Origin of the sequence: Streptomyces mesophilus, assembly GCF_040300965.1 — a bacterium.
Lineage (GTDB): Bacteria > Actinomycetota > Actinomycetes > Streptomycetales > Streptomycetaceae > Streptomyces > Streptomyces mesophilus_A.
Map to the genome: position 1 here is coordinate 1 of NZ_JBEPEW010000054.1, position 21,736 is coordinate 21,736.

The following is a 21,736-nucleotide window of genomic DNA, read 5'->3' on the forward strand; positions in this document are numbered from 1 at the left end:
CCGTATCCGATCCGTCGGCCCTCGCGCCACCGGGGCCGCCGCCGGCGCCCGGTGCGGTCGGCGCGGCCCGCTCCCCGCGCCCAGGCAACTGCCCGCCACCGCCCGGCGCCGGGGGCAGGGCCTGCGAAGCCGGTGCCTCGGGCACCGCTCCGGAAGCCGCGCCACCCGCGGCCCGTCCGTCGAACCCACCGCCGACATCCGGCACCGGGTCGTACCCGCACAGGGCCTCCTCGGCCGCGCCCGCCGCGAGCCCGGTGAGCATCACCCGGCCGTCGTCGCAGACGAGGACGGTGCGCACGGTGATGTTGCGGTGCACCCAGCCGTGCGCATGCAGCGCGCGCAGCGCGGTGAGCACATCGGAGGCCACCTCCGCCGCGCGGTACGGACTCATCGGCCGCTCGGCGAGCAGCGCGGCGAGCGGCCGCGCTGCCACGACCTCGCTGACGATCCACAGCGAGCCGCCCTCGGCGAAGACGTCGAAGACCTGGTCGAGCCGGGGGTGGTCGGGTATCCGCGCCGCCGCCTCGGCGGCCTCGATCGCCCGGCGCACCGCGGGGTCGCTGGGTGCCCTGGTCGTACGGGAGTTGCGAGGGTTGCGGGAGGTGCGCCCCGCGGGCCGCCGCTGCGGCTCGGCAGGTCCCGGTTCGTCGAGCACCTCGGCCTCGACGACCTCGGGCAACGGCACCTGCCGTACGAGCACTTCCTGCCCGCTGTACGTGTCGAAGGCACGCGTCTCCGCGAACTCGTAGGCATCCGACGGCGGCAACGGCAGGCGGTAGCGGTCGGCGAGTACCCGTCCCGCATAGTCGTCCACGTCGCCTCCCCGTCAACGCGCGCACCCCGAATCCCGGTCCCGCGCACCGCCACCAACCCGGCAGAAAACCGTCAAGTCCCGTCGAAACCCGGCACATTGCGGCTGCGTACGGTCCGCGGGCTCTCACGATACGTGGCCGAAGCGGCGTACGCGGCAGGTCTCGCCAACCCGTTCACACGAGGCCCCGGCGCACGCTTTCGCGGGTCCCACCGTTGATCGTTTCCGCTTGACACCGGTCACACGGATCACTTCACTGTCTCCCTCCACCTGAACCAGGCCCTGACCAAGCTCAATTCACATGGAGTGGAACAACTTGATAACTCGTCGTGTGACCACCATCGCCGGCACCACGGGGGCGGCGATCGCCATGACCATGCTGCTCAGCGCGCCCGCGCACGCCTACGCCGGCAACTACGGCTGCTCCACCACCGGAGCGCTGGGCAAGCTGACCGCCCACTACGTGGGTCCGATCGGCAATCCGAGTCCCAATCCGATGAAGGTCATCCTCTCGCTCAAGGACACCAAGGGCGACGACCATCACGCCCGGATCCGGTATCTCTCCAAGGACCGCGACGGTGTCGTCACGAAGTGGAAGTGGCGGGCGAACACGGGGGGCAACGGAAACCTCGAGGTGTGGGAGACCACCGCCTCGTACACGAACAACTACTTCACGGCTTCCGGAGTGGAGGTGGCCCGTTTCGAGGGCGGCACCCTCCTGAACTCCTGCACCGACTGGACCGCCGCCTGACGACGGACCGGACCGCCGCGCAACGGCGAAAGGGGTGGCCGGTCCTCCGGCCACCCCGCACCACCGGGTAGCCGGTCCTCCGGCCACCCCGGCGCCCTCAGTCCTTGGGCTTGAAGGTGTCGAACGCGACGTCCCGCAGGTCCGCGCACTCCTTCGCGTCCCAGTCCTTCGCATTGCACGTGATCATGATCGCGTACCCGTGCGAACCGTCCACGACGAAGCCCCGGTTGAGTATCCGCACCGGCACACCGCTCTGCGTCCTGGTGAACTCCCAGTCGGCCACCGTGCGGTAGTCACGCCACTGGACGTCCTTGAGGCCGATGCGCTGGTAGTCGGCGTAGTTCCGCTTCACCAGCCCCTCCAGGTCGTCCCAGGCCTTGAGCGCGCTGGCGCCCGGTGACCTGGTGAAGTCCACCTGGACCCGCGGATACGTGTCCCGGCCCTCGGCATAGATCGCGCCGGCGCCTCCGGCCGACTCACCGATCTGCTTCCAGCCGTCCGGCAGCGCTATCGAGAAGTGGAACTTGCTGCTGGTCACCTCGGTGTAGCCGTCCGGCAGTCCGCCGGGGTCCGCGCCCTCGCCCTTGCCGGGGTCCTGGCCGCCGTCCTGTCCGGAACCGCCCTCCGGCTCCTTGCTCTTGTCGCCCTGGCCTTCCTTGTCCTGGCCCTTGTCCTTGCCGTCACCGTTCTTGGAGTCGTCCTGTCCGGACCCTCCCTCGGTACCGGCGCTCGCGGAGCTCTCGTCGCGCCCGCCGCCGGTGTCGTCCCCGCCGCTGAGCGCGAAGCCGATGGCGGTGCCGAGCACCGCGAGCGCCACGAGGACGGCCACGATCAGCTGCGTACGCTTCGGGACGCGGTCACCGAGCGGGGTCCGCGGCGCGGGTGGGGTGCCGCCGGACGAACCACCGCCGGGCGCCGAGGCGTTGGCGGCCCCCGGCAACTGGGCACCCGCGGCCACCGCCGCGGCGCCACCGGTCCCCGCCGCCGGACGCTCCGGCTCCCCGGGCAGCGGCACGACCTTGGTCTGCTCGGAGGCGGGCGGCTCCGGCTTCTCGGCCACCGGTTCCGGGGCGTGGACCACATCGAGCAGCAGCGCCCGCGCCCCCGCCTCGTCGAGCCGGTTCTCCGGGTCCTTCTCCAGGAGCCCGTACAGCACCTTGTCGAGGCTGCCGGCATGCTGCGGCGTCTCGAGCGGCTCGGTCATCACCGCGGTGAGCGTGGCGATCGCCGAACCCTTGTCGTACGGCGGGGTGCCCTCGACCGCCGCGTACAACAGACCGCCCAGCGACCAGAGATCGGCCGCGGGCCCCGGCTTGTGGCCACGGGCGCGCTCGGGCGAGATGTACGAGGGCGCGCCGACGAGCATGCCGGTCGAGGTGATGGACGGATCGCCCTCGACCTGCGCGATGCCGAAGTCCGTCAGGACCACCCGGCCGTCGTCCGCGATCAGTACGTTGGACGGCTTCACATCGCGGTGCAGGATGCCCTGGCGGTGCGCGGAGCGCAGCACGTTGAGGACCGCGAGACCGACCTCGGCGGCGCGCTTCGGAGTGAGCCGGCCGTCCTCGCGGATGACCTCGGCGAGGGATTTGCCCTCGATCAGCTCCATGACGATCCACGGCCGGTCGTCCTCGTCGACCACGTCGAAGACGGTGACCGCGCCATGGTCGCGGATCCGGGCGATGGCCTTGGCCTCGCGCAGGGTCCGGGTGATGAGTCTGCGCTTCTCGTCCTCGTCGATGCTGGACGGAAAGCGCAGTTCCTTGACCGCGACGGTACGACCGAGCGTCTCGTCGGTCGCCCGCCAGACGGTGCCCATGCCGCCCTTGCCGAGCACATCGCCGAGCCGGTACCGCCCGGCGATCAGCCGCGCCTCCTGCTCGTGGCGGGCTTCCTCGTCCCGGCCGGACTGCTGGTCGCGGCGAGGTGCCTCGTCCCGACGAGCCTGCTCCGGCCGCTCAGCCTCCGACATGCGTCCCCTCTGCAATCAACCCGCCCTGGCAGAGCGTCCATTGTCTCTCATGCCGGCCACCGCGGAAGTCCCGGGTCCGCCCCGCGCCTGGAGGAACGCCCGGCTCCGGGCCACCATGTCAGTACGGGACGGGGGACCGCCATGACCGACGACGACGCGAGCTCAGCAGCCGCGGCCACTGACCCCCGTACGGCACCGGCGGCCCTCGACGCCCGTACGGTACCGGCCGATGCCCCACCACCCCGTGCGAGTACCCGGAGGAGGGGGACGACACCGAGGCCGGCGGTCTTTGCGGCCCTCGGGGCCCTCCTTGCCGCCACCCTCACGGGCTGCGACGCAGCCGACCGGCCGACGGTTCCCTCACCCGCCCCGTCCGTCACATCCGACGGCTCGACGAGCTCCCCCGCGCCCACCGGTGCCCCCGCCCCTTCGTCTCCGCTCGACGGAATGGTCACGCAGAGCCGGGCCACGGGCGCCGCCGTCCTCGTCTCCCGTGACGGCTCCAGCCGGTTCGGCTCGGCCGGCCGCATCGCGCTCGGCAGCACGCGGCCGCCGCTGCGCGTCGATCACTTCCGCGCCGGTGAGATCACCGAGACCTTCATCGCGGTGGTGATCCTGCAGCTGGCGGCCGAAGGCCGGCTCGGACTCGACGACCCCGTGGAGCGCCATCTGCCCGGCCTGATCCGCGGCAACGGCCACGACGGACGCCGGATGACCCTGCTCCATCTCCTCGTCCACACCGCCGGGTTGTTCCCCCACCTCGAGGACCGCGCCGGCCCGCACCACGCCTTCGACCGCCGCTACACCCCCGCGCAGCTGGTCCGCCTCGGCCTCTCCCACCCCTCGGAGCTGCCGCCCGGCAGCTCCTACCGCCACGCCCATGTCCATTACGTCGTCCTCGGCATGGTGATCGAGAAGCTCACCGGCCGCTCGTACGCCACCGAGGTACGCCGCCGCATCCTCGACCCGCTGCAACTGACCGGCACGTCGTTCCCCGGCCTGCGCCGCGGGCTGCCCTCCCCGCACGGCGCCGCCTACTCGGGCCCGGAGGGCAGCCTGGTGGACCGCACCGAGATCGACCCCTCGGGTCTCGGCGCCGGCGGGGAACTGATCAGCACGCTCGACGATCTCAACCGCTTCCTCAAGGCAATCCTGAGCGGCGCCCTCCTGCCCCGGCCCCAACTGGCCCGGATGCTCGACACCTCGGACGGCATGGGCCACGAGGGCGTCGGCCTCTTCCCGTACGAACTGTCCTGCACGACCCTGTGGGGCAGACGCGGCAGGATCGCCGGCTCCCATGTCCTCATGCTCGCGGCCAGGAACGGCAAGCATGCGCTGACCGTGCACGCCAACACCGACGACCCGCTCCCGGACTGGCCCGAGGAGGAACTCCTGGAGACGGAATTCTGCGGACGGTCCGACGCGGACCGCCCGTCCGAATCCTGAACTCCCGCCGAGGGCTCGCTCCTAAAGGGGCGCGATGTCCGGCGCCCCCAACCGCGCCGCGTCCGCCGTCAGATCGTCCGGCTGCAGCTGCGACTCCCGCTCCGCCTCCACCCGCTTCTCGTAGTGCTCGACCTCGCGCTCGATCTGGTCCTTGTCCCAGCCGAGGACCTTGGCCATCAGCTCCGCGCACTCCCGCGCGCTGCGCGTGCCCCGGTCGAAGGTCTCGATCGAGATCCGCGTACGCCGCGTCAGGACGTCGTCGAGATGCCGCGCCCCCTCGTGCGAGGCCGCGTACACCACCTCGGCGCGCAGATAGTCGTCCGCACCCGTGAGCGGCTCGGCCAGCGAGGGATCGCGCGCGATGAGGTCCAGGAGCTCCTCGGTGAGCGCCCCGTACCGGTTCAGCAGGTGCTCCACGCGCACCACATGGAGCCCGGTCCGCTGCGCGATCCGCGCCCGCGCGTTCCACAGCGCCTTGTACCCCTCGGCGCCGAGCAGCGGAATGTCCTCGGTGACGCATTCGGCCACCCGCTGGTCGAGCGCGTGCACCGCCTCGTCCACGGCATCCTTCGCCATCACGCGGTACGTCGTGTACTTGCCGCCCGCGACGACCACGAGGCCCGGCACCGGATGCGCCACGGTGTGCTCGCGCGACAGCTTGCTGGTCGCGTCCGACTCCCCGGCGAGCAGCGGCCGCAGACCCGCGTACACGCCCTGCACGTCATCCCTCGTCAGGGGCACACCGAGCACCGAGTTCACATGCTCGAGCAGATAGTCGATATCCGCGCTGGACGCCGCCGGATGCGCCTTGTCCAGATCCCACTTGGTGTCGGTGGTCCCGACGATCCAGTGCCGCCCCCAGGGGATCACGAACAGCACACTCTTCTCGGTACGCAGGATCAGCCCCGTGGTGGAGTTGATCCGGTCCTTGGGCACGACCAGGTGGATGCCCTTGGACGCCCGCACATGGAACTGCCCGCGCTCTCCGACCATGGCCTGGGTGTCGTCCGTCCACACCCCGGTGGCGTTGACGACCTGCCGCGCCCTGATCTCGTACTCGCCACCGCCCTCGACGTCCTGCACCCGCGCCCCGACGACCCGCTCGCCCTCGCGCAGGAACCCGGTCACCCGCGCGCGGTTGGCGGCCAGCGCGCCGTACGAGGCGGCGGTCCGCACGAGCGTGGCCACATACCGGGCGTCATCCATCTGCGCGTCGTAGTACTGCAACGCGCCCACCAGCGCGTCCTTCTTCAAGCAGGGCGCGACGCGCAGCGCATGACGCCGCGACAGATGCCGGTGCATCGGCAGCCCCCGGCCATGTCCCTTCGCCATCGACATCGCGTCGTACAGCGCCACCCCCGACCCCGCGTACAGCCGCTCCCAGCCCTTGCCCTGGAGCGGATAGAGGAACGGCACCGGCTTCACCAGGTGCGGCGCGAGCCGTTCGAGCAGCAGTCCGCGCTCCTTGAGCGCCTCCCGTACGAGCGCGAAGTCCAGCATCTCCAGATAGCGCAGGCCTCCGTGGATCAGTTTGCTGGAGCGGCTCGACGTGCCCGAGGCCCAGTCGCGCGCCTCCACGAGCCCTGTCGACAGGCCCCGGGTGACGGCGTCGAGCGCCGTCCCCGCGCCGACCACGCCGGCGCCCACCACCAGTACGTCCAGTTCCCGCTCGGCCATCGCCGCGAGGGCCTCGGCCCGCTCGGCCGGTCCCAGTGTCGCTGTCCTCACTGCTGCCTCCCGTCGCCCCCGTGTGGTCGGGCTCACACGGTCGATTCTGTCCGCAGTCCAGGTCTTCAGCCACCACGCGTCGCGCGACTTTCCGGGCGAGCCGCCCTGAGAGCCGACACTCGGGACATAGCCGACCCGCAATGCGTCATATCGGTCATATTTACCCCTAACCTGACATTGCGCTCAGCCGTTTTGTCCACCCGGCTTGCGCGTCCCGCCCGTCCCGGTTAAGACCGACCGGCCATGGGAGGGCGGGAGAAGGAGCGGGGTCTGGTGCGTGCAGCTGCAAGGCGGAGGAGGGAGTGATGGCGGAGCCATCGCGACCGACGACAACGCAGCAGATGTGCGTGCCAGACCCCGCGACGCCGCCCTCCCATGGCCGGTCGGTCTCAAGGGAAGGTTTTCGCCATGCCCGCGGATCTCGCCGTAGTAGGACTCGGCCATCTCGGCCTTCCGCTCGCCCAGGCCGCCGTCTCGGCAGGCATCGAGACCGTCGCCTACGACCCGCGTCACACCACGGAGCTCGCCGCGGGGCGGCTGCCCGCCGACGAGGGCGCCCTGACCACCGCCGATCTGCGCCGGATGCTCTCGGGGGGCTTCCGGACCACCACCAACCCGGTCGAACTCGGCCGGGTCCGCACCGCCGTCATCTGCGCCCCCACCCCGCTGGGCGCCGACCGCACACCCGACCTCACCCAGGTCGCCGAGGCTGCCCAGGCCCTGGCGGCCCGACTGCGCCCGCACACCACGGTGATCCTCGAATCCCCCGCCTACCCGGGCACGACCGAGGAATTCCTGCGCCCCCTCCTGGAGGAGGGCTCGGGCCTGACCGCCGGCCGCGACTTCCACCTCGCGTACTCCCCCGGCCGCTTCGACCCCGGCAACCGCACGCACGGTTACGGCAATACGCCGAAGGTCATCGGCGGCCTGACCCCCGCCTGCACGGAGTCGGCCGCGGCCTTCTACGGCCGCCTCACCGACAAGGTCGTACGAGCACGAGGACCGCGCGAGGCCGAGACGACCCACCTCCTGGAAACCAATTTCCGGCACGTCAACATCGCCCTGATGAACGAAATGGCCGTGCTCTGCCACGACTTGGGCGTGGACCTGTGGGACGTCATCCGCTGCGCCGAGACCAAGCCCTTCGGCTTCCAGGCCTTCCGCCCCGGACCCGGAGTCGGCGGCCACGCGGTCGCCCTCGACCCCGCGTACCTCCCGCACACCGCCCGCACCCCGGGCCACCCGCTCCGCATGACCGGCCTCGCGCAGGAGATCAACAGCCGCATGCCGCAGTACGTCATCCAACGCGCGGCCACGCTCCTCAACGAACACGGCAAGTCGGTCCGCGGCGCCCGCGTCCTGCTCCTCGGCGTGACCTACAAGCCCGACATCGCGGACCAACAGGGCACCCCCGCCGAGGAGATCGCCACCCGCCTCATGCAGATGGGCGCCTCGATCAGCTACCACGACCCGCACATCCCGCACTGGCGCATCCTCGGCCGCCCCGTCCCCCGCGCCGACTCCCTCTACGAGGCCGCCGCCGACGCCGACCTGACCCTTCTGCTCCAGCCCCACCGCACGTACGACCTCCAAGGCCTCGCGGTGAAAGCCCAGTTGCTCCTGGATACGCGTGGTGCGACTCCGGTGGGGGCCGCGCACCGGCTGTGAAGCCTTTGAAACGGGCTGGGTGACTGTCGCCGCGGGCTGCTAGCCTGCGGCGTCATTCATCGCACAAGCGTGCGCCGCTCTCGCATGCGTGTGCGCACCGTTCCCATGGGGGGATCACTCGTATGTCCCAGGCTTTTCCGCCGCCGCAGCAGCCCGCCGGCCAGAACCCCTTCGGCCAGCAGCCCGCCGGTGACGGCGCGTTCGCGCCTCAGCCCGCGCCGGCCCGGAGCGGCAATGTCGCGCTCGGTGTCGCCGTAGGCATCGTGGCCATGATCGCCGGTGCCGCCGCGTACGGCGGTCTGATGCGCGCCTTCGGCAAGGAGGACGGCACCTACACCGAGATCGGCTACATCGCCGTCGGTGTCGGTGCGCTCATCGGCTTCGTCGTCGGCAAGCTCGGCGGCCGCAACCCCGCGCTCCCGATCGTCAGCGCCGTGCTCGGCGTCATCGGTGTCGTGCTCGGCCAGATCTTCGGCATGGCGCTGCTCGCCAGCTGGTGGTTCGAGATCCAGCTCGGCCAGGAGATCTCGGTCATCGACCTCCTCACCGAGAACCCGGGCGACACCTTCAAGGCCTGGCGCGAAGAGGCCGACGTCATGACGTGGCTCTTCCTCGCCATCGGCGGCATCGTAGGCTTCACGTCCGCCAAGAAGGCCGGCAACTGACGCTTCCCGCGCAGTAGTCACGCAGACGAAGAGGGCCCGCACCAACCGGTGCGGGCCCTCTTCGCGTACGTACGAGACGAACCTCAGCGCTGGTGCTGCGCGTTCGCCACCGTGACCTCGACCCGCTGGAACTCCTTGAGCTCGCTGTAGCCGGTCGTGGCCATCGAGCGGCGCAGGGCGCCGAAGAAGTTCATCGAGCCGTCGGGGGTGTGCGAGGGACCCGTGAGGATCTCCTCCGTCGTGCCCACCGTGCCCAGGTCGACCTTCTTGCCGCGCGGCACGTCCTCGTGGACGGCCTCCATGCCCCAGTGGTGCCCCTTGCCGGGCGCGTCCGTGGCGCGGGCCAGCGGGGAGCCGATCATCACGGAGTCGGCGCCGCACGCGATGGCCTTGGGCAGGTCGCCGGACCAGCCCACGCCGCCGTCGGCGATGACGTGCACATAGCGGCCGCCGGACTCGTCCATGTAGTCGCGGCGGGCCGCGGCCACATCGGCGACGGCGGTGGCCATCGGGACCTGGATGCCCAGGACGTTACGGGTGGTGTGCGCCGCGCCGCCGCCGAAGCCGACGAGCACGCCCGCCGCGCCCGTGCGCATCAGGTGCAGGGCCGCGGTGTACGTGGCGCAGCCGCCGACGATCACCGGGACGTCCAGCTCGTAGATGAACTGCTTCAGGTTCAGAGGCTCGGCAGCGCCGGAGACGTGCTCGGCCGAGACCGTCGTACCGCGGATGACGAAGATGTCCACGCCGGCGTCCACGACGGCCTTCGAGAACTGCGCGGTGCGCTGCGGCGAGAGCGCGGCGGCGGTGACGACACCGGAGTCGCGCACCTCCTTGATGCGCTGCCCGATCAGCTCTTCCTTGATCGGAGCGGCGTAGATCTCCTGGAGGCGACGCGTCGCGGCCTCGGAGTCGAGCTCGGCGATCTCGTCGAGCAGCGGCTGCGGGTCCTCGTAACGGGTCCACAGGCCCTCGAGGTTGAGCACCCCGAGGCCGCCCATCTCACCGATGCGGATCGCGGTCTGCGGGGAGACCACGGAGTCCATGGGAGCGGCCAGGAACGGCAGCTCGAAGCGGTAGGCGTCGATCTGCCAGGCGATCGAGACCTCCTTCGGGTCCCGCGTACGACGGCTCGGGACGATGGCGATGTCGTCGAACGCGTACGCGCGGCGGCCGCGCTTGCCGCGCCCGATCTCGATCTCAGTCACTTTGGGAGGTGCCTTTCCCTCTGGGTCCTACTGGGTCCTTCTCGGCCTGCCCGTCCAGTATCCCTGACGCACGGAGCAGGGGCGGCCCCGGGAATCCGGGACCGCCCCTGACCTCGACGTCTGTGCGGAACAGGCGGCTACTTACGGCTGTAGTTCGGCGCCTCGACCGTCATCTGGATGTCGTGCGGGTGGCTCTCCTTGAGGCCCGCGGACGTGATCCGTACGAAGCGGCCCTTGGTCTCCATCTCCTCGATGGTGGCGGCGCCCACGTACCCCATCGTCTGGCGCAGACCGCCGACGAGCTGGTGCAGCACGTTGGCCAGCGGGCCACGGTAGGGCACCTGGCCCTCGATGCCCTCGGGCACGAGCTTGTCGTCCGAGGCGATGTCCGCCTGGAAGTAACGGTCCTTCGAGTACGAGCGGCCCTGGCCGCGCGACTGCATGGCGCCGAGCGAACCCATGCCGCGGTACGACTTGAACTGCTTGCCGTTGATGAAGAGCAGCTCGCCGGGCGACTCCTCACAGCCCGCGAGCAGGCTGCCCAGCATGACCGTGGAGGCACCGGCGGCGAGCGCCTTGCCGATGTCGCCCGAGTACTGCAGACCGCCGTCGCCGATGACCGGCACGCCGGCCGCCTGGGCCGCGAGCGCCGCCTCGTAGATGGCGGTGACCTGCGGGACACCGATGCCGGCGACCACGCGGGTGGTGCAGATGGAGCCGGGGCCGACACCGACCTTGACGCCGTCGACACCGGCGTCGATCAGGGCCTGGGCGCCGTCGCGCGTGGCGACGTTGCCGCCGATCACGTCCACGTTCACCGCGGACTTGATCTTCGACATCCAGCTCAGGGCGTTGCTGTTGTGGCCGTGCGAGGTGTCGACGACCAGGAAGTCCACGCCCGCGGCGGCCAGCGCCTGGGCACGCTCGAGTGCCTCGGGGCTTGCGCCGACGGCGGCACCGACGAGCAGGCGGCCCTCGCCGTCCTTGGCCGCGTTCGGGTACTGCTCGGCCTTCACGAAGTCCTTGACCGTGATGAGGCCCTTGAGCACACCGGAGTCGTCGACGAGCGGCAGCTTCTCGATCTTGTGGCGGCGAAGCAGCTCCATGGCGTCCACGCCGGAGATGCCGACCTTGCCGGTGACCAGCGGCATCGGCGTCATGACCTCGCGCACCTGACGGGTGCGGTCGGTCTCGAAGGCCATGTCACGGTTGGTGACGATGCCCAGCAGCTTGCCGTTGCCGTCCGTCACGGGGACGCCGGAGATACGGAACTTCGCACACAGCGCGTCCGCCTCGGCCAGGGTCGCGTCCGGGTTCACGGTGATGGGGTCCGTCACCATGCCGGACTCGGACCGCTTCACGAGGTCGACCTGGTTGACCTGGTCCTCGACGGACAGGTTGCGGTGCAGCACACCGACACCGCCCTGACGCGCCATGGCGATGGCCATCCGCGACTCGGTGACCTTGTCCATCGCGGCGGAGAGCAGCGGGATGTTCACGCGTACGTTCCGCGAGATGCGGGACGAGGTGTCGACCGCGTTCGGAAGGACCTCCGACGCGCCCGGCAACAGCAGCACGTCGTCGTAGGTCAGCCCGAGTGTCGCGAATTTCTCGGGCACTCCGTCGACGTTTGCAGTCATGACACCTTCCCCAAATGGCCTTGATCGGTGCGGATGTCCATGCTAACGGCCTGGAGAGGTGTCTCATTCCAAGGGCAAGATCATTGACCTTCTTTGTACGTTCGCACGTACGTGACCTTCGTCGTGTGCTAGCGGCCCTCTGGGGGCTGCCGCCCCCATACCCCTGCCCGGATCCGTTGGCCGATGTGGCCGCCGCATGGGCTCTGATCTCGGCGTGCCCGTGGGGGCTGCGCCCCCACACCCCGCCGACTACTGCTCGGCCAGCGCCCTCAGCCGGCTCAAGGCCCGGTGCTGCGCGACGCGCACAGCGCCCGGGGACATCCCCAGCATCTGCCCGGTCTCCTCCGCGGTGAGACCGACGGCGATCCGCAGCAGCAACAGCTCGCGCTGGGTCTGCGGAAGATTGGCGAGCAGCTTCTTGGCCCACTCGGCGTCACTGCTCAGGAGCGCGCGCTCCTCGGGCCCGAGCGAATCGTCGGGCCGCTCGGGCATCTCGTCGCTCGGCACGGCGGTCGATCCGGGATGGCGCATCGCGGCGCGCTGCAGATCGGCGACCTTGTGCCCTGCGATGGCGAAGACGAAGGCCTCGAAGGGCCGGCCGGTGTCCTTGTAGCGCGGCAGCGCGAGCAGCACCGCGACACAGACCTCCTGCGCCAGGTCCTCGACGAAGTGCCGCGCGTCGCCCGGCAGTCGGGACAGCCGCGTACGGCAGTAGCGCAGCGCCAGCGGGTGCACGCGGGCGAGCAGATCGTGCGTGGCCTGCTGATCGCCTTCGACGGCACGCTGAACGAGGGCACCGACAGTGGTGGTCTCGTCCTCGCGCATCGGTCCATGGTGCCTTGGCGTCGTCCGATCCGTGGCACCGCGTCCATAGTTGTGCACCGAAGCGTTATGAGCAGGTGCGCCGGAACTCATCTCCTGCGCCCTCCCCTCCCGCTCGACCGACTCGTCCCCGAGGAACTCCACACCCTCAAGGATGCGGCATCGCGCGGGAAACAAGGAAAACCGCTCCCGAGCGAGTGGATCCGCCCATCCGCCGGCCCGCCCGCAGCGGCGCGGGCGGGACTCATCGGAGGCTCCCCCGAACTCCTGGACCGCTCCCCCGGCCGCCGGCCGGGAGGTGCTCCCGAAGCGGGGAGGTACCCCGGCTCAGCGAACCAGGCCCCAACGGAAACCGAGCGCCACGGCGTGCGCACGGTCGGAGGCGCCGAGCTTCTTGAACAGGCGACGGGCGTGCGTCTTGACGGTGTCCTCCGAGAGGAACAGCTCACGGCCGATCTCCGCATTGGACCGCCCGTGACTCATGCCCTCGAGCACCTGGATCTCACGCGCGGTGAGCGTGGGCGCCGCGCCCATCTCGGCCGAACGCAGCCGGCGCGGGGCCAGCCGCCAGGTCGGGTCGGCGAGCGCCTGCGTGACGGTCGCGCGCAGCTCGGCGCGCGAGGCGTCCTTGTGCAGATAGCCGCGGGCACCGGCGGCGACCGCGAGCGCGACCCCGTCCAGGTCCTCGGCGACCGTGAGCATGATGATCCGGGCGCCCGGATCGGCCGAGAGCAGCCGGCGCACGGTCTCGACGCCGCCGAGACCGGGCATGCGTACGTCCATCAGAATCAGGTCCGAGCGGTCGGCGCCCCAGCGGCGGAGGACTTCCTCGCCGTTGGCCGCCGTCGTCACACGCTCTACACCGGGCACGGTCGCCACCGCACGGCGGAGCGCTTCGCGGGCAAGCGGGGAGTCGTCGCAGACGAGGACGGATGTCATGACTGTCGTCCTCCGCGGCTCCTGCAGCTGATGCGCGTCACCTTGAGCCTCCAGGCTGAATACGAATCGTCACCTGAGCGGTTGACACCCTCGGACACCTGCCCGAGCGCTTCCTATTTCAACCGCCTCCGCACTCTCAACGACGGTCACTCGAAAGAGTTACGGGTCGGTCGGCCGCCTTCGGCACTCTACGTGATGGGCCGTTCACAGGGTTGTGATCGCGGACATCAGGGCACCCGCGGGCCACCGAGGATTCACCGAAAGCTATGCCCCATTTAGCGCCTTTTCTTCCCTTTTGGTGGTGTCTGTGACTAGATTCGCAATCAGTCATATTTACATCTACTCAGACAGTAGATGTACGGCATGGGCGTCCGACCAGCCCTCGTCCGGGCACCTGCTACCGCCCGACCGGGCATCGGATCCGCCTTCGAACGGTTGCAAGGGGACAAGCAATGGCAGATTTCTCCCGCCTTCCCGGGCCGAACGCCGACCTATGGGACTGGCAGCTCCTCGCAGCCTGCCGAGGGGTCGACAGTTCGCTCTTCTTCCACCCGGAGGGCGAGCGGGGCGCCGCACGGAGCGCTCGCGAGAACTCGGCCAAAGAGGTCTGCATGCGCTGCCCCGTCCGCGCCGAGTGCGCGGCCCACGCCCTCGCGGTGCGTGAGCCGTACGGCGTATGGGGCGGTCTGACCGAGGACGAGCGCGAAGAGCTGATGGGCCGGGCGCGCAACCGGCTCGTACCGGCGACCAGCACGATGTCCGCCAACTGAGGAAACGTTTCTTCGCACGGCTTCGTGCCGCTCGGCGGGCGGCTGCTGCGGGCCCGGCTCCTCAGTGGGCCGCGGCCGCGGACAGCCGGTCGGCGGCCGCCGCGAGCTGGTCCAGCGTGGCCGCCACGGTGGGCACGCGGGCGAGGTCGGGCAGCGTGAGCGCGACGATCTCGCGGCGTACGGCCGGCTCCACCGTGACCGTGCGGGCGCCCTTCGGGCCCACCGAATCGATGGCGAGCTCGGGCAGCACCGCGACGCCGAGACCCGCTCCGACCAGGCCGATCACCGCCGGGTAGTCATCGGTCGCGAAGTCGATACGCGGTGCGAAGCCGGCGCTCTCGCAGACGTCGACCAGCTGCCGGCGGCAGCGCGGGCAGCCCGCGATCCAGGACTCGTCGGCGAACTCGGCGATGGAGACCGCCTCGTCGCCGCTCAGCCGGTGATCCGCCGGGATCAGGCCGACAAGACGGTCGGCGAGCAACGGGCGTACGACAAGATCGCTCCATTCATCGTCCGCGTGCGCCCCTTCGTAGCGGAAGGCGAGCGCCACATCGCAGTCGCCCTCGCGGAGCATCTCGACCGAGCGCGGCGGTTCGGCCTCGACGAGCGAGACCCGGGTGCCGGGGTGCGCCGCGCGCAGGGCCGCGAGGGCCGAAGGGACCAGCGCCGAGCTGCCGCTCGGGAACGAGACCAGACGGACGCGGCCCGCACGCAGGCCGGCGATCGCGGCGACCTCCTCCTCGGCGGCGGTGAGCCCGGCGAGGATGCCCGCGGCATGCCTGACCAGGGCCTCTCCCGCCTGGGTCAGACGCATCTCACGGCCCGTGCGGATGAGCAGCGGGGTGCCCGTGGACTGTTCGAGCGCCTTCATCTGCTGGCTGACGGCCGGCTGCGTACAGCCGAGTTCGCGGGCCGCGGCGGAGAAGGAGCCGGTGGCGGCGACGGCGCGGAGCACACGGAGATGACGGGCTTCGATCATGACGCAAGCATAAGTGAGGCTTGGAGCAAGCGGCGAAAAGCGCTCGACGCCTTGGGGAACGATCTCTACCGTGAGCGGCATGAAGCTTCTGAGTCTGAATATCGGCAAGGCCGCTCCCGTCCCGTTCACGGATCATCCGAGCGGGATGTCCGGTATCGACAAGCTGCCGGTGGACGGGCCGGTCCGGGTCGCGGCGCCCGGGGCCAAGGGCAAGGGGCCGAGCGGGGTCGCCGGGGACGACGTATGCGACCAGCGCGTGCACGGCGGGAACGATCAGGCCGTGTACGCCTTCGCGCGGGAGGATCTGGACCGCTGGGAGAAGGAGTTCGGGCGCCCGCTGCGCAACGGGTTCTTCGGCGAGAACCTCACGACGTCCGGTCTCGACGTGTCCGGCGCGCTGATCGGTGAGCGCTGGAGGATCGGGGCCGAGCTCGTCCTCGAGGTGACGTCCGGGCGCATCCCGTGCCGGACGTTCGCCGGGCATCTCGGCGAGCAGCACTGGCAGAAGCGCTTCACGCGCGACGGTGCGCCCGGGGCCTATTTCAGGGTGATCGAGCCGGGTGCGATCGCGGCCGGGGATCCGATCGAGATCGTGCACCGGCCGGACCACGACGTGACGGTCGCGCTGCAGTTCCGGGCCTCGACCCTGGACCGGTCGCTGCTCTCGCGGGTGCTTGCGGCGGGCGAGGCGCTGCACTACGAGACCTTGGCGGGCGCCCGGAAGTACGTGGAGAAGTACGGGGGTTGAGCCCGGGCCCGTAGGGGGCGGCGGACCCCGCCTCCGTAGGGGGCGGGCCGGGGTCGCTTCAGGGCCTTTCCCGATGGGTTGCCGCGCCCGCGGCCACGACCGTTGGGGCATGACGAAAACGAGTGGCGGGCGCGGCGGGCTCAAGCGGGTCCTCATCATCCTCTCCGTGGTCGTGGGCGTCCTGGTGGCGGCGGTCGGCGGGGGCTTCGCGTGGCTGTGGACCGGCGCCGACGTGAACACCGTCGGCAAGGAGCCGTTCACCAACCGGCTCGCCGTACCGCCGCTCGCGGAGTCGACCGTCGAGAAGGACGGCACCCGCGTCTTCGACCTGCGGATGCAGGCGGGCGAGAAGGAGTTCAAGGACGGTCGGCGGACGCCCACTTGGGGCTTCAACGGCGACTACCTCGGGCCCACGCTGCGCGCCGAGCGCGGCGAGAAGGTCGAGGTGCGGATAGCCAACGGCCTGGACGAGGCGTCCACCGTGCACTGGCACGGGATGCATCTGCCGGCGGCGATGGACGGCGGCCCGCACCAGATGGTCGAGCCGGGCGGCAAGTGGGCTCCGCGGTGGACGGTCGACCAGCCCGCGTCGACGCTCTGGTACCACCCGCACCCGCACGGGCAGACCGAGAAGCATGTGCAGCGCGGGCTCGCCGGGATGTTCCTGCTCGACGACGACAAGTCGGCCGCGCTCGAACTGCCCGACGCGTACGGGGTGAACGATGTGCCGGTCATCGTCCAGGACGTGAAGTTCGACGGGGCGGACTTCGACCACGGGCACGGGTTTCTGCAGAACACCGGCTTCCTGGGCGACCGGACGATGGTCAACGGCACGCTGAATCCGTACCAGGAAGTCGGCGACGAGCTCGTACGGCTGCGGCTGCTGAACGCCTCGACCGCCCGCGTCTACGACTTCGGCTTCTCCGACGACCGGGACTTCGCGCTGATCGGCACGGACGGCGGTCTGCTCGGGAAGCCGGCGGCCATGGACCGTGTGCAGCTGTCACCGGGTGAGCGCGCCGAGATCGTCGTACGGATGAAGGCCGGTGAGAAGACCGTGCTGCGCAGCTTCCCGCAGGACAACTACGGGGACGCCTGGCAGACGCGGTTCAGCGGAGGCGACGACTCCTTCGACGTCCTGGAGCTGCGGGCGAAGCAGTCGCTGCGGGACTCCCCCGAACTGCCCGCACGGCTCGGTGAGTTGGAAGTACCGGACGGCTCCGAGTCCGTGAAGGAGCGGTTCTTCGGCCTGGAGATGTCCGGGATCAACGAACGCCCGATGGACATGGACCGGATCGACGAGGTGGTCACGCGCGGTACGACGGAGACCTGGACCGTGCGCAACGACGACGGGATGCCGCACAACTTCCATGTGCACGATGTGCAGTTCAGGGTCCTGGAGGTGAACGGCAAGCAGCCCCCGCCCGAGCTGCGCGGCGCCAAGGACACGGTGTTCGTGCCCGGCGGTACGACGGTGAAGCTGGCGATGCGCTTCGACGGTCCGGCCGACCCGGACACCCCGTACATGTACCACTGCCATCTGCTGTACCACGAGGACGGCGGGATGATGGGGCAGTTCGTGGTCGTGGAGAAGGGGCAGCAGGCCGGGAAGCCCACCGGGTCGGCCGGTGCCCACGATCATCATTAGCCTTGGCCCATGACTACGGCTCTCATCACCGGTGCGACCGCCGGTATCGGCGCCGCCTTCGGGCGGCGCCTCGCGGCGGACGGACACAATCTGGTCCTGGTGGCCCGGGACACCAAACGCTTGCAGGAGCAGGCGACCGAGCTGCACGACCGGCACGGGATCGAGGCCGAGGTACTGACCGCGGACCTGGCCACCGACGGCGGCATCGAGTCGGTCGTCAAGCGCCTGGCCGACCGCCGCAATCCGGTGGATCTGCTGGTCAACAACGCGGGCTTCGGCAACAAGGGCCGCTATCTCGAGGTCTCCATGGCCGACGAGCTGACCATGCTCAAGGTGCACTGCGAGGCGGTGCTCCGGCTGACGTCGGCGGCCGCCGAGTCCATGCGCGAGCGCGGCCGTGGCGGCGTGGTGAACGTGGCCTCGGTGGCGGCGTTCGTGCCGCGCGGCACGTACGGAGCGTCGAAGGCGTGGGTCGTGCAGTTCACGCAGGGCGCCGCCAAGGACCTGGCCGGCTCGGGCGTACGGCTCATGGCCCTGTGCCCCGGCTTCGTCCGTACGGAGTTCCACAAGCGGGCCGGCATGGGCACCGACAACATCCCGAGCTGGATGTGGCTCGACGCGGACAAGGTGGCAGCCTCGGCCCTCGCGGACCTGGCCCGCGGCAAGCAGGTCTCGATCCCGGACGCCCGCTACAAGACGCTGCTCGGCGCGGCGAAGCTCGTACCGCGCAACCTGCTGGGCGGCATCACGTCGAAGACGGGTCGCAAGTACGGGCCGCAGTGATCTCGGTGCGGGTCTGTCGGGGCTTGTGTGGGCGCCTGCGGCGGGCTTTTTCCCCCCGCCCCGCCCCGCCCCTTCCTGAAACTGGGGCTTCGCCCCAGACCCCGTATCCGAACTTCGTTCGGATGTCCTCAATCGCCGGACGGGCTGAATATTCAGCCCGTCCGGCGATTGAGGACTGAGCCCGAAGGGCGAACCGGGGGTCCGGGGGCTTGCCCCCGGTTTCGGGAAGGGGCGGGCAGGGGAAAGTTGCCCACCGCGCACGCGAAGGCCCGGCCCCCCGAGACGGGGAACCGGGCCTCGACGCGTACGCGAGAAGCGTCAGTGGGAGTGGCCGTGACCGTGGCCGTGGCCGGCGTCGGCCTCCTCCTCGGCCGGCTTCTCGACGACCAGGGTCTCGGTCGTGAGGAGCAGGGAGGCGATGGAGGCGGCGTTCTCCAGGGCGGAGCGGGTGACCTTGACCGGGTCGATGACGCCGGCCTTGACCAGGTCGCCGTACTCGCCGGTGGCGGCGTTGAAGCCCTGGCCCTTGTCGAGCTCGGCGACCTTCGCGGTGATGACATAGCCCTCGAGGCCGGCGTTCTCGGCGATCCAGCGCAGCGGCTCGACGGCGGCGCGGCGGACGACGGCGACACCGGTGGCCTCGTCACCCTCCTTGCCGAGGTTGCCCTCGAGGACCTTCACGGCGTGGACGAGCGCGGAGCCACCACCGGAGACGATGCCCTCCTCGACCGCGGCGCGGGTCGCGGAGATGGCGTCCTCCAGACGGTGCTTCTTCTCCTTGAGCTCGACCTCGGTGGCCGCACCGACGCGGATCACGCAGACACCGCCGGCCAGCTTCGCGAGGCGCTCCTGGAGCTTCTCGCGGTCCCAGTCGGAGTCGGTGGCGTCGATCTCGGCCTTGATCTGGGCGACGCGGCCCTGGACCTCGGTGGAGTCGCCACCGCCGTCGACGATCGTGGTGTCGTCCTTGGAGATGGTGACGCGGCGGGCGGAGCCGAGCACGTCGAGACCGGCCTGGTCGAGCTTGAGGCCGACCTCTTCGGCGATGACGGTGGCGCCCGTGAGGACCGCCATGTCCTGCAGCATCGCCTTGCGGCGGTCGCCGAAGCCGGGGGCCTTGACGGCCACGGCGTTGAACGTGCCGCGGATCTTGTTCACGACCAGGGTCGACAGGGCCTCGCCCTCGACGTCCTCGGCGATGATCAGGAGCGGACGCGAGCCGCCGGCCTGGATGACCTTCTCCAGGAGCGGGAGCATGTCCTGGATCGAGGAGATCTTGCCCTGGTTGATCAGGATGTACGGGTCGTCGAGGACGGCCTCCATACGCTCCTGGTCGGTGACGAAGTACGGGGACAGGTAGCCCTTGTCGAAGGCCATGCCCTCGGTGAAGTCGAGCTCCAGACCGAAGGTGTTGGACTCCTCGACGGTGATGACACCGTCCTTGCCGACCTTGTCCATGGCCTCGGCGATCAGCTCGCCGATCTGCTTGTCCTGGGCGGACAGCGCGGCCACGGCGGCGATGTCGGACTTCTCCTCGATCGGACGCGCGGTCGCGAGGAGCTCCTCGGACACGGCCTTGACGGCGGCGTCGATGCCCTTCTTCAGGAGGGCCGGGGAAGCACCGGCGGCGACGTTGCGCAGGCCCTCGCGTACGAGCGCCTGGGCGAGCACGGTGGCGGTGGTCGTACCGTCACCCGCGATGTCGTTGGTCTTGGTCGCCACCTCCTTCACCAGCTGCGCGCCGAGGTTCTCGTACGGGTCCTCGACCTCGACCTCACGGGCGATGGTCACACCGTCGTTGGTGATGGTGGGGGCGCCGAACTTCTTGTCGATGACGACGTTGCGGCCCTTGGGGCCGATCGTCACCTTGACCGTGTCGGCAAGCTTGTTGACGCCACGCTCGAGGGCGCGACGGGCGTCCTCGTCGAACTTCAGGATCTTCGCCATGGAGCTTCTCTGTCCTCTCGAAAAAAATGAACTGCGCCCCTGACCGCCCGGCAATGAATGAATTCAGCGGGGGCCAGGGGCGCAGGTCAAAGCAAAACTGGTGAATTACTTCTCGACGATCGCGAGCACGTCGCGAGCCGAGAGGACGAGGTACTCCTCGCCGTTGTACTTCACCTCGGTGCCGCCGTACTTGCTGTACAGCACGATGTCGCCGGTCTTCACGTCGAGCGGCAGACGCTCGCCGTTCTCGAAGCGGCCCGGGCCCACGGCGAGGACGACGCCCTCCTGGGGCTTCTCCTTCGCGGTGTCCGGGATGACCAGGCCAGAGGCCGTGGTCTGCTCGGCGTCGAGCGGCTGGACCACGATGCGGTCCTCGAGCGGCTTGATGGCAACCTTGGAGCTGGCGGTCGTCACGATCCGACCTCCCCCTTCGGAGATCTCGGGGATGAACTGTCTGAGGTGGCGACCAGGTGGATCCGTCGTCGCGGGTGCCGGACCTGCCCGTCGCTGTGTTGGCACTCTCCAGTGGGGAGTGCCAGGCCCGAGACTATGACCGCGATTAGCACTCGGTCAAGCGGAGTGCCAATGAGGGGGCCGGTTTCGCGCTGAGGTGAATGCCCCCGGCCCGGTCACGGCGTCGTACGGCCGGGTCACGGGCGGGCCGCACACCGGTCTCGATCGGCGAACGCTCCGCCGGAGTCCGAAGTTCCGGGAGACCGTACGGGCATGCCTGCTCAGAACCCCCGCGGTGGCGGCTGCTTCGACGGCCTGTTCGCCCTGCTCATGGCGGTGGCCGACATCGCGGCCCTCGTCGCCGCAGGACTCATGCTCGGGCTGCGCGGGTGGGCGCAGAGCTCGCAGGGCGGCGAACGCGCCTCCGCTGCCCCCTCCGACCCGCCGATGGACTGGACGCCGGCCGTGTGGTTCGGCGTCGTGTTCGCGGTGATGGTGCTGCTGGCGTACGCCTGCTGGACCGGCGGCCTGCGGATCACCGGCGGCGTACAGGCCGCCTTCGCCGTGCTCGCCGGCATCCTGTTGTCCGTGGTTCTCGCCCAGGAGTACGACCGCAGCCACCCCGAGCCCGCGGCACCCGCGCCCTCCTCGACGTACCACGGCAGCTACAGCCAATGCCGCAGCGGCGGCGACTCCCATGAGTGCCTCGGAGGCTGAGGGGAGTCACCGCCGCTTCCGCAGAGCGACCGCGCCGAGCG

General features: G+C 70.2%; 19 protein-coding genes. 9 read left to right on the top strand and 10 right to left on the bottom strand.

All coding sequences use genetic code 11. The features are described 5' to 3' along the window. Positions 1-814 (bottom strand): protein kinase domain-containing protein (locus ABT367_RS20020; RefSeq protein WP_352254424.1); only part of this gene is annotated, 814 nt, incomplete at its 3' end. A gap of 328 nt (positions 815-1,142) precedes the next feature. Here ABT367_RS20020 and ABT367_RS20025 point away from each other — a divergent pair. Then, positions 1,143-1,562, top strand: coding sequence for a hypothetical protein (locus ABT367_RS20025; protein WP_352254425.1), 420 nt, complete (start codon positions 1,143-1,145; stop codon positions 1,560-1,562). Positions 1,563-1,659: 97 nt separating this feature from the next. On the opposite strand, the gene ABT367_RS20030 is transcribed toward ABT367_RS20025, so the two are convergent. Continuing rightward, a complete protein-coding gene (locus tag ABT367_RS20030; RefSeq protein WP_352254426.1) occupies positions 1,660-3,534 on the bottom strand; it encodes a serine/threonine-protein kinase in 1,875 nt (624 codons plus the stop codon). Between the two features lie 447 nt (positions 3,535-3,981). Between ABT367_RS20030 and ABT367_RS20035 the strand changes: the two genes are divergently transcribed. Beyond that, the gene (locus tag ABT367_RS20035) at positions 3,982-4,980 is read left to right on the top strand and encodes a serine hydrolase domain-containing protein (RefSeq protein WP_352254427.1); all 999 of its coding nucleotides are present in this window, start codon (positions 3,982-3,984) and stop codon (positions 4,978-4,980) included. Between the two features lie 21 nt (positions 4,981-5,001). On the opposite strand, the gene ABT367_RS20040 is transcribed toward ABT367_RS20035, so the two are convergent. Continuing rightward, on the bottom strand, positions 5,002-6,708 hold the full coding sequence (locus ABT367_RS20040) for a glycerol-3-phosphate dehydrogenase/oxidase (protein WP_352254428.1): 1,707 nt from the start codon (positions 6,706-6,708) through the stop codon (positions 5,002-5,004). 408 nt (positions 6,709-7,116) lie between these two features. Between ABT367_RS20040 and ABT367_RS20045 the strand changes: the two genes are divergently transcribed. Beyond that, entirely contained in the window at positions 7,117-8,376 is a 1,260-nt protein-coding gene (locus tag ABT367_RS20045; protein ID WP_352254429.1) for a nucleotide sugar dehydrogenase, read from the top strand. 122 nt (positions 8,377-8,498) lie between these two features. Further along, positions 8,499-9,041: a hypothetical protein gene (locus ABT367_RS20050; protein WP_352254430.1), complete on the top strand. Its 543-nt coding sequence runs from the start codon at positions 8,499-8,501 to the stop codon at positions 9,039-9,041. A gap of 83 nt (positions 9,042-9,124) precedes the next feature. Here the strand turns inward: ABT367_RS20050 and ABT367_RS20055 are convergent, their stop codons facing one another. The 4 genes from ABT367_RS20055 to ABT367_RS20070 form a co-directional block, all read right to left on the bottom strand. Then, positions 9,125-10,249, bottom strand: coding sequence for a GuaB3 family IMP dehydrogenase-related protein (locus ABT367_RS20055; protein ID WP_352254431.1), 1,125 nt, complete (start codon positions 10,247-10,249; stop codon positions 9,125-9,127). Between the two features lie 137 nt (positions 10,250-10,386). Continuing rightward, a complete protein-coding gene (guaB, locus tag ABT367_RS20060) occupies positions 10,387-11,889 on the bottom strand; it encodes an IMP dehydrogenase (protein ID WP_352254432.1) in 1,503 nt (500 codons plus the stop codon). Between the two features lie 249 nt (positions 11,890-12,138). Beyond that, on the bottom strand, positions 12,139-12,714 hold the full coding sequence (locus ABT367_RS20065; RefSeq protein ID WP_352254433.1) for a sigma-70 family RNA polymerase sigma factor: 576 nt from the start codon (positions 12,712-12,714) through the stop codon (positions 12,139-12,141). Between the two features lie 324 nt (positions 12,715-13,038). Beyond that, entirely contained in the window at positions 13,039-13,650 is a 612-nt protein-coding gene (locus tag ABT367_RS20070) for a response regulator transcription factor (protein ID WP_003948568.1), read from the bottom strand. A 452-nt stretch (positions 13,651-14,102) separates the two neighbouring features. On the opposite strand from ABT367_RS20070, the gene ABT367_RS20075 reads away from it, so the two are divergent. After that, positions 14,103-14,420 carry a WhiB family transcriptional regulator gene (locus ABT367_RS20075; protein ID WP_165331338.1) on the top strand — a complete coding sequence of 106 codons (318 nt, stop codon included), beginning with the start codon at positions 14,103-14,105 and terminating at the stop codon, positions 14,418-14,420. Between the two features lie 61 nt (positions 14,421-14,481). Here the strand turns inward: ABT367_RS20075 and ABT367_RS20080 are convergent, their stop codons facing one another. Continuing rightward, on the bottom strand, positions 14,482-15,399 hold the full coding sequence (locus ABT367_RS20080) for a LysR family transcriptional regulator (RefSeq protein ID WP_165331337.1): 918 nt from the start codon (positions 15,397-15,399) through the stop codon (positions 14,482-14,484). A gap of 79 nt (positions 15,400-15,478) precedes the next feature. Between ABT367_RS20080 and ABT367_RS20085 the strand changes: the two genes are divergently transcribed. From ABT367_RS20085 to ABT367_RS20095, 3 genes are all read left to right on the top strand, one after another. Continuing rightward, positions 15,479-16,147 (top strand): MOSC domain-containing protein, encoded by a 669-nt coding sequence (locus ABT367_RS20085; RefSeq protein ID WP_352254434.1) that lies wholly within the window; start codon positions 15,479-15,481, stop codon positions 16,145-16,147. 109 nt (positions 16,148-16,256) lie between these two features. Continuing rightward, a complete protein-coding gene (locus tag ABT367_RS20090) occupies positions 16,257-17,795 on the top strand; it encodes a multicopper oxidase family protein (RefSeq protein ID WP_352254435.1) in 1,539 nt (512 codons plus the stop codon). A 9-nt stretch (positions 17,796-17,804) separates the two neighbouring features. Next, a complete protein-coding gene (locus ABT367_RS20095; RefSeq protein ID WP_352254436.1) occupies positions 17,805-18,578 on the top strand; it encodes an SDR family NAD(P)-dependent oxidoreductase in 774 nt (257 codons plus the stop codon). 318 nt (positions 18,579-18,896) lie between these two features. Here the strand turns inward: ABT367_RS20095 and groL are convergent, their stop codons facing one another. Together groL and groES are read right to left on the bottom strand one after the other, a co-directional pair. Further along, positions 18,897-20,525: a chaperonin GroEL gene (gene groL / locus ABT367_RS20100; RefSeq protein ID WP_352254437.1), complete on the bottom strand. Its 1,629-nt coding sequence runs from the start codon at positions 20,523-20,525 to the stop codon at positions 18,897-18,899. A 105-nt stretch (positions 20,526-20,630) separates the two neighbouring features. Further along, a complete protein-coding gene (groES, locus tag ABT367_RS20105) occupies positions 20,631-20,939 on the bottom strand; it encodes a co-chaperone GroES (RefSeq protein ID WP_016434667.1) in 309 nt (102 codons plus the stop codon). A 312-nt stretch (positions 20,940-21,251) separates the two neighbouring features. On the opposite strand from groES, the gene ABT367_RS20110 reads away from it, so the two are divergent. After that, complete coding sequence (locus tag ABT367_RS20110) at positions 21,252-21,695, top strand: DUF6234 family protein (protein ID WP_352254438.1); 444 nt, start codon at positions 21,252-21,254, stop codon at positions 21,693-21,695. Positions 21,696-21,736 lie beyond the last annotated feature (41 nt).

Bases quoted from the DNA above. Each gene is read 5' to 3' on its own strand.
- ABT367_RS20095 (WP_352254436.1), top strand. From the start codon at position 17,805: ATGACTACGGCTCTCATCACCGGTGCGACCGCCGGTATCGGCGCCGCC.
- ABT367_RS20070 (WP_003948568.1), bottom strand. From the start codon at position 13,650: ATGACATCCGTCCTCGTCTGCGACGACTCCCCGCTTGCCCGCGAAGCG.
- ABT367_RS20090 (WP_352254435.1), top strand. From the start codon at position 16,257: ATGACGAAAACGAGTGGCGGGCGCGGCGGGCTCAAGCGGGTCCTCATC.
- ABT367_RS20030 (WP_352254426.1), bottom strand. From the start codon at position 3,534: ATGTCGGAGGCTGAGCGGCCGGAGCAGGCTCGTCGGGACGAGGCACCT.
- ABT367_RS20065 (WP_352254433.1), bottom strand. From the start codon at position 12,714: ATGCGCGAGGACGAGACCACCACTGTCGGTGCCCTCGTTCAGCGTGCC.
- ABT367_RS20045 (WP_352254429.1), top strand. From the start codon at position 7,117: ATGCCCGCGGATCTCGCCGTAGTAGGACTCGGCCATCTCGGCCTTCCG.
- ABT367_RS20050 (WP_352254430.1), top strand. From the start codon at position 8,499: ATGTCCCAGGCTTTTCCGCCGCCGCAGCAGCCCGCCGGCCAGAACCCC.
- ABT367_RS20035 (WP_352254427.1), top strand. From the start codon at position 3,982: ATGGTCACGCAGAGCCGGGCCACGGGCGCCGCCGTCCTCGTCTCCCGT.
- ABT367_RS20080 (WP_165331337.1), bottom strand. From the start codon at position 15,399: ATGATCGAAGCCCGTCATCTCCGTGTGCTCCGCGCCGTCGCCGCCACC.
- ABT367_RS20110 (WP_352254438.1), top strand. From the start codon at position 21,252: ATGCCTGCTCAGAACCCCCGCGGTGGCGGCTGCTTCGACGGCCTGTTC.
- guaB (WP_352254432.1), bottom strand. From the start codon at position 11,889: ATGACTGCAAACGTCGACGGAGTGCCCGAGAAATTCGCGACACTCGGG.
- ABT367_RS20075 (WP_165331338.1), top strand. From the start codon at position 14,103: ATGGCAGATTTCTCCCGCCTTCCCGGGCCGAACGCCGACCTATGGGAC.
- ABT367_RS20085 (WP_352254434.1), top strand. From the start codon at position 15,479: ATGAAGCTTCTGAGTCTGAATATCGGCAAGGCCGCTCCCGTCCCGTTC.
- groL (WP_352254437.1), bottom strand. From the start codon at position 20,525: ATGGCGAAGATCCTGAAGTTCGACGAGGACGCCCGTCGCGCCCTCGAG.